Annotated in this window: 8 protein-coding genes; 7 read left to right on the top strand and 1 reads right to left on the bottom strand. The window is 32.7% G+C overall.

Annotated features, from left to right (window positions below; genetic code table 11):
- Positions 1-119: 119 nt before the first annotated feature.
- Positions 120-977, top strand: a complete 858-nt coding sequence (locus tag CXF67_RS03455) for a cyanophycinase (RefSeq protein ID WP_102087478.1) — start codon at positions 120-122, stop codon at positions 975-977.
- 12 nt (positions 978-989) lie between these two features.
- On the opposite strand, the gene CXF67_RS03450 is transcribed toward CXF67_RS03455, so the two are convergent.
- A complete protein-coding gene (locus CXF67_RS03450) occupies positions 990-1961 on the bottom strand; it encodes an isoaspartyl peptidase/L-asparaginase family protein (RefSeq protein ID WP_102087477.1) in 972 nt (323 codons plus the stop codon).
- 270 nt (positions 1962-2231) lie between these two features.
- Between CXF67_RS03450 and CXF67_RS03445 the strand changes: the two genes are divergently transcribed.
- The 6 genes from CXF67_RS03445 to CXF67_RS03410 all read left to right on the top strand — a co-directional run bounded on the left by CXF67_RS03445 (position 2232) and on the right by CXF67_RS03410 (position 6640).
- Positions 2232-3263: an alpha/beta hydrolase family protein gene (locus CXF67_RS03445; RefSeq protein WP_102087476.1), complete on the top strand. Its 1032-nt coding sequence runs from the start codon at positions 2232-2234 to the stop codon at positions 3261-3263.
- 139 nt (positions 3264-3402) lie between these two features.
- Positions 3403-4380 carry an alpha/beta hydrolase gene (locus CXF67_RS03440; RefSeq protein WP_102087475.1) on the top strand — a complete coding sequence of 326 codons (978 nt, stop codon included), beginning with the start codon at positions 3403-3405 and terminating at the stop codon, positions 4378-4380.
- A gap of 72 nt (positions 4381-4452) precedes the next feature.
- A complete protein-coding gene (locus tag CXF67_RS03435; RefSeq protein ID WP_102087474.1) occupies positions 4453-5175 on the top strand; it encodes a DUF3500 domain-containing protein in 723 nt (240 codons plus the stop codon).
- Positions 5176-5211: 36 nt separating this feature from the next.
- Positions 5212-5409 (top strand): CocE/NonD family hydrolase C-terminal non-catalytic domain-containing protein, encoded by a 198-nt coding sequence (locus tag CXF67_RS03430; RefSeq protein WP_102087473.1) that lies wholly within the window; start codon positions 5212-5214, stop codon positions 5407-5409.
- A 693-nt stretch (positions 5410-6102) separates the two neighbouring features.
- Positions 6103-6396, top strand: coding sequence for a hypothetical protein (locus tag CXF67_RS03415; RefSeq protein ID WP_145990365.1), 294 nt, complete (start codon positions 6103-6105; stop codon positions 6394-6396).
- On the top strand, positions 6362-6640 hold the full coding sequence (locus CXF67_RS03410; protein ID WP_102087470.1) for a hypothetical protein: 279 nt from the start codon (positions 6362-6364) through the stop codon (positions 6638-6640). Before CXF67_RS03415 ends, CXF67_RS03410 begins: the two co-directional genes overlap by 35 nt.
- The last annotated feature ends 173 nt before the right edge of the window (positions 6641-6813 follow it).

Genomic DNA, 6813 nt, shown 5'->3' with positions numbered 1-6813 from the left:
GAGATGTTTCCGATCGTTGTCCTTGGCAACATTTGAAAAGAATAAATTAGTTTTGAGAGATATCAAATGCTAACTTTGGTCTTTGAAGATATTTCTATAAAGTTAATCCAATAAAACCAATGCCAAGTAATAAAAAACCAAAAGGAATATTAATTGCTATAGGTGGAGCGGTTGATAAAGGAACAAGCCCTGATGATGAGAATAACTCCGAAAATTTAGAGGAAAAATTCCTTGAAGAAGGGATACTAAAACGATTACTAAAAGAACTTTCGGGTAAAACAAACCGAGTAGAAATAATTACAACAGCTTCATTAATACCTGAAGAAACGGGGCAACATTATATTGATGCATTCATTAGACTTGGAAATGAAAACATTGACGTCATTCACATAAAAAATCGGGAAGATGCACACAATCCAGACTACCTTAAACGAATTAATCAAGCTGAAGGAATTTTATTCACTGGAGGTAATCAGCTAAGGTTAACCACAATTTTTGGTGGAACAGAGCTGTTGAACATCATGCTTAGTAGGTATCAAAACGAACATTTTATTGTAGCGGGTACAAGTGCTGGAGCAATGGTGATGTCTACTACCATGATATTTGGTGGCAGTAGTACGGAAGCATTATTAAAAGGAGAAGTTAAACTATCGAGAGGTTTTGGTTTTATAGAGGATGTCACATTTGATACACATTTTATTAAAAGAGGACGATTTGGAAGGTTATGCCAAACTATTGCAACCAACCCTATTGGTATTGGTATTGGTTTAGGTGAGGATACCGGGTTGTTGATTACCAATGGGGATCACATGGAAGCTATTGGATCTGGACTGGTAATGATCATTGAGGGCGGCAATATTAAATACACAAATATTGCAGATATAGAAGACGGAGAGCCTATATCAATTGAAAATTTAACCGTCCACGTTCTTTCTAAAGGGCATAATTATATTCTTTCTGAAAGGCGAATGGTATAATAACTAATTTTATCATTTATATATCTCCACCTTAGGTTTATGGTCTGTTGTTACCACTCCTCTGTACATTCCTTCGGTATTAAAAGACATGACGTAATTACCTTTTTTATCAAGAGCTATCAAACCACCTTCTCCATTTTGATGTTTTAATTTTTTGTGTATTACATATGTTGCTGCTTCTTTAAGTGTGGATTGTTTATATTCCATTAAAGCTGAAATATCATAGGCAACAACATTCTTAATAAAATATTCACCATGCCCTGTGCAGGATACTGCGCAAGTTGTATTGTTTGCGTAGGTTCCTGCTCCAATTATTGGTGTATCACCAATTCTACCAAATTGCTTATTGGTCATCCCTCCTGTAGAAGTAGCAGCAGCTAAATTGCCATGTATATCCAATGCTACAGCTCCAACTGTCCCCAGCTTTCTACCACTATTTTCAATATTTCCTTCTAGGTTATTATTCTCTCCACTATGGTCGAGCATTACTTCATTATTTTGCTGTGCTAGTTTCAGTTGCTGGAAACGCTCTTCATTATAAAAATAGGAGGTATCTACTAACTCACAGCCTTGTTGTTTTGCAAATTTTTCAGCACCATCTCCTACTAACATAATATGACTAGAATGCTGCATCACTTGAAGAGCAGCCGAAATAGGGTTTTTAATATGAGTAACACTTGCAACTGCTCCTGCATTTAATGAAGCACCATCCATAATAGATGCATCCATTTCATTTTTACCTTCATGGGTAAAAACAGAGCCTTTGCCTGCATTAAACAACGGTGAATCTTCCATCACACTGATGGCAGCTTCTATAGCATTAATTGCAGTTCCTTTATTTCTAAGAATCTTTTCCCCTTCGAACAACGATATTTTTAATGTTTCTAAATAAGCCGCTTCCTTTTCAGTAGTCATATTTCCCTTAATAATCGTTCCTACACCACCATGTATTACTAATACATATTTATTTTTAGTTGACTCCATTTGCTTTATTGTAAATTTAAACCTATTTGTAATGCTACATATTAAATATGTCAAATATTAAGAAACAAACTTGTACTACACACAACAAGCGGTATAAAACATTGCTCTAATAGTCCTATGTTTGGGGATTATTATTTTAATAAACAATTTAGTTGGCTGATAAATTTGTGCTGAAATACGCAACGATTTCATACCGAAACCGTTTTGCTTAATGTGACATCTGTGTAACAAAAAAACAATTTAGTCGTCTTATAAAAAACTTACCAACTTATGAAAAGATTAAAACAGATAGCTATTTTTATAGGAATATTAATAATAATTGGAAGTCTTTTTTTAGGTTTTAAAATTGGAAAAAAATATTATACAGCATACCAAATAAAAGAGGAATTAACCAACACGATTTTAGATAAAAAAATGATTCCTAATGATTATCAAGAAGCAAAAAATCTAAAAAACGGCCAAATTCTATCAAAAAAATTATTTAAGTTATTAGACATACCGCCTATTTGGAATAAAGTATCTGAAAACGGTTCATTAATGAGTAAATATAAACATTTAGACAAAATAAATTTTTATCTAATAGTTTATAAAAGTGATTCACTATTGGTAAATGGAATCATTGCTGAACCTAAAAAAAAAGGTAAGTTTCCTGTCATCATTTTTAACAGAGGAGGAAATAAAGAAATTGGAAAAGTAGCAAAAGCTAAAACACTTTATTCTTTGCTTGGGTTTACAAAATTAGTAGAAGAAGGGTATGTAGTAATTGCTAGTTGTTACAGAGAAAATGATGAATTTGGAGGCGAAGATATTAATGATGTATTGTATTTAACCGAGACAGTTAAAGAAATTGAAAAAGCAGACTCAAATCGAATCGGAATGCTTGGTTGGTCTAGAGGAGGTATGATGTCATATTTAGCGCTTCAAAAATCAGATTTAATAACTACAGCTGTAATCGGAAATGGTCCTACAGATTTATTCTCATTAATAATTGATAGACCAGAAATGGAAACAAATGTTTGCGCTAAACTAATACCAGATTATAAGAGGAATAAAGAAAAAGAATTAAAAAAACGTTCTGTTATTTATTGGGCAGACGAATTAAATAAAAACAGTAGCGTTCTAATTTTATGTGCTACAAATGATAAAAGAGTAAATCCAGAGCAAGCTAAAAAAGTTGCAAAAAAATTGACAGACATTAATTATGATTTTGAATTAAAAGAATTTGAAACTGATCATAAATTTTCTGATAAAAAAGATGAGCTAAATGAATTACTAATCTATTGGTTTAAAGAAAAACTGTAAAAACACTAAGCACAACAAAGTACTGTGGTAAAAAACAAGTAAAAATGCATTAATTTTCACTAAAGTATTTCTATAGGTATCCTCATATAGTAAACCTTCACCGAAAAATCAGGTCTAACAAAATATAAATTAGTAAATAATGAGAATAACCTTTACGATTTTAGGTCTTGTCTTTTTAATTACAGCTTGTAACAAAAATGACGAATCAATAACTACCCAACCTAACAATGAAGAAAAAGTCAGTGTAAAAGCTGAATCAACTTATACTTTTAATTTAGTCGAAAGTATTACATATGCTGAAGCACTAAAACACGATGATTGGAATAGCTCTGCAACTACTGTAATTCCATTAAAACTGGATGCTTATATTCCAGAAAACACATTATTAAAGAGACCAGCTTTCGTTTTAATTCACGGAGGAGGTTTAGACTTCGGCTCGCGTACAGATCCTAATATTGTTAATATGGCGAATTACTTCGCATCAAGAGGGTGGGTCGTATTTTCTTTAGATTACCGTCTTAAAAACGATAAGGGAACAGTTCCAGCAATTTGGAAACAAAGCACATCAAATGATGATATTTTGAAAGTCTATCCTGCAAATAGAGATGTAAAAGCTGCTATTCGTTGGTTATATGCTAATTCAGAAACATATCATATAGATACCGAGTTTATCACAGTAGGTGGTGGTTCTGCTGGTGCTTTTTTAAGTATTTCTTTAGGAGTAACAGAAGCTGAAGATTATACAAATGAACTATCGATAACTGAAGATCCAACCTTATTTTCAACAAATATGAATCAACCTTCAGAGGTGCATACTATAATTAATTTTTGGGGTGGAGAAGCATATGTAAAAATTTTAGAGTTAGAATATGGGTTACAGAGATTCGATTCAAATGACGCACCGATTTTTATTGCGCACGGCACAAACGATAATGTTGTCCCTTTTAGTTCCGCAGAAACACTTGTAAGTAAATATCAAACAACAGGAGTAAATTATGAATTTTATCCACTACAGGATTTTGGACATAGCGCTTGGGATGCAACTGTAAATGGGAAAAGTTTGTCTGATATAGCTTTTGAGTTTATTATATTGGAACAAGAAATAACTATTGAATAAACAACAACTACTGGCAACACCGTATATGATTTATTGCTAGTTTAAACTTATTTACGAATCCCGACAGCTCCTATGATCGATTTAGAAAATATCCTTTTGGAAATCAGTGGAGATTCAATACAGAGAAATCCTGAAATGTATTCGGTAGCATTTTATGGAAATTCTGAAAAGGACAGCTTGTGGGCTTTCTCTTTTGAAGGACATTATATTTCTCTAAATTTTACAATTCATAACGGAAAAGTTGAAATTGCTCCCCTATTTTTAGGAGCAAGTCCTGCAAGAATTCTTTCTGGACCCAGAGAAGGTGAGCGCACTCTTCAAAAGGAAGAAGATCTCGGTTTTGAATTGATAAACTCATTATCAGAAGAACAAAAAAAAGTGGCACTATTTCAAGAGAAATCATTTTTTGACATTGTTACAGGGAAATCCACAGAAGTCAAACCTTTAAGTCCCGTAGGAATTATGTATGCTCAGTTAACCAAGAATCAACAACTTATTTTTTTAAAACTTCTTGATGAGTATCTATCAACGATACCTCCTAAACAGGCCGAAAAGAGAAGCAATAAGATTAAGAGTCAAGAAATAAATGAGGTAAGATTTGGATGGGCCAGAGCAACTGCCCTCGGTAAAGGTCAGTATTACCGGATTCAAGGGAAGTCTTTTTTAATTGAGTTTGATAATGTCCAGGACAAATCCAATCACATTCATACCGTGTGGAGAGATTTTGATGGAGATTTTGGTAGGTATATCATTAAAGAACATTATAAGAATTCGGATCATCACAAACATGAATAATAACAATGCTTAACAAAATAAATAAGCCATATCATTATGGCTACTGCTCACCAATTTAAAAAAGGACACCGGATAATGATTCAAGTGCAAAATTCTTGGTTCCCTCTGGTTGATATAAATCCGCAATCGTTTGTAAATATTTATGAAGCGGATAAGAAGGACTTTATCAAAGCAACACATCGCATTTATCATGACGCAGAACAGGCCTCTAAAATATCGAGCAGTATTTTATAGGAGTAAGCGAAATTATAGAAAAACCGTTTAAAATTTATAAAGACAGGTAAAAAAAAACAAGCATTTTTTAAAACCAATACAACTTTTAATAACAACAACTCTATTGCTCAGTTTTAGTGTTTTTTCATTTGGTCAAAAATTAGACTGAAAAGAGAGAATCCAAGCACCAGACCATACCATTACTTAAATGATAACGCAAAAAGAGTATCAGTGGTACCTTTCTTTTCTTGAAAGTTATGCAACCAAAGAAACCAATACATTTCTGGTTTTATATGTGTTGGATGGCAGGTATTCCTTTCATTCAATTTTAGGAACACAAGACGTACTAGCGTTGTCAAAATCTTTAGAAGAGGTCATCATTGTGGCAATCGGATCTAGATTAATCTTGAAAATTTGTCCATTTTTCACTATGTTTCATAAATAAACCGTTCACCTTCATCGGTACGAAACAGGTATGGAAAAGACGTATTAGAAAGTGTTACTAGTTTGTAAACTATTCAAAAAATTAGGTCATAATAAAAGTAAAACTACTGAAATCTGCACCCATGTGAGCATAAAAAGTATGCAACAAACTAGAAGTCCTTTGGATGATTTATAAGGTTTTTATTATATATTCGTTTAACAATATATTTAAAACATTAAACATTGTTTAATGTACATCACACATATCCAGTAAGTATACTTAAAAAAAACATGAAAAAAAAAATCCTCTTCTTAGCGATACTATTTTTAGTAAGTGTCGAATCAACAAAAGCAAATAATTTAAACTACAATGACTCTATTCATATAGAAATTCAAAAAGATTCCATACGATTGGTCGAACTGGACCGCTATTGGGATGCATATGTTCAAGCTGTAAAAGAGGGAGATTTTGAAGGTCTTAAAGCACTGTATCATAAGGATGCTGTTCTCGTGAAAGCAGCTTCTGTTTCAAATCTCCATCCCAATAGATATGGCGCTAGCGGAATGGAAAGAAGGATTAGATAATACAAAGAAAGGTAAGGAAATTGCTGAAGTAGAATTTCGATTCTCACAAAGAATTGGAAATGAAACAACTGCCCACGAGACAGGTATTTTCATGTTCACAACCATGAACAATAAAAGTAAAGTAAAATTAAAATACCCTGTTCATTTTGAAATGCTGATGATTAGAGGGAGTGATGGATGGTACGCATTAATGGAACACCAAAAATCTGATGCGACCCAAGAAGAATGGGATGCATTGAATTAATATACGGAAGTTATTTATTTCTAAGTATCACAGTACCTAAAAAGCATAAAGCGCTATTGCTGTTATCCTTAAATCTTTTTAGAAAAATTATTTTTATCTGAAAATAAAAACTAAAAAAAAAGTTCTTACTACTTCGCAGCCAAGCACCATTGTGTGCTATGTTTTTTATAAAG

The sequence above is a fragment of the Psychroflexus sp. MES1-P1E genome, assembly GCF_002836055.1.
Taxonomy (GTDB): domain Bacteria; phylum Bacteroidota; class Bacteroidia; order Flavobacteriales; family Flavobacteriaceae; genus Psychroflexus.
Note: the sequence above shows the minus strand (reverse complement) of the source record. Positions and strands in the feature narration are given on the sequence as shown.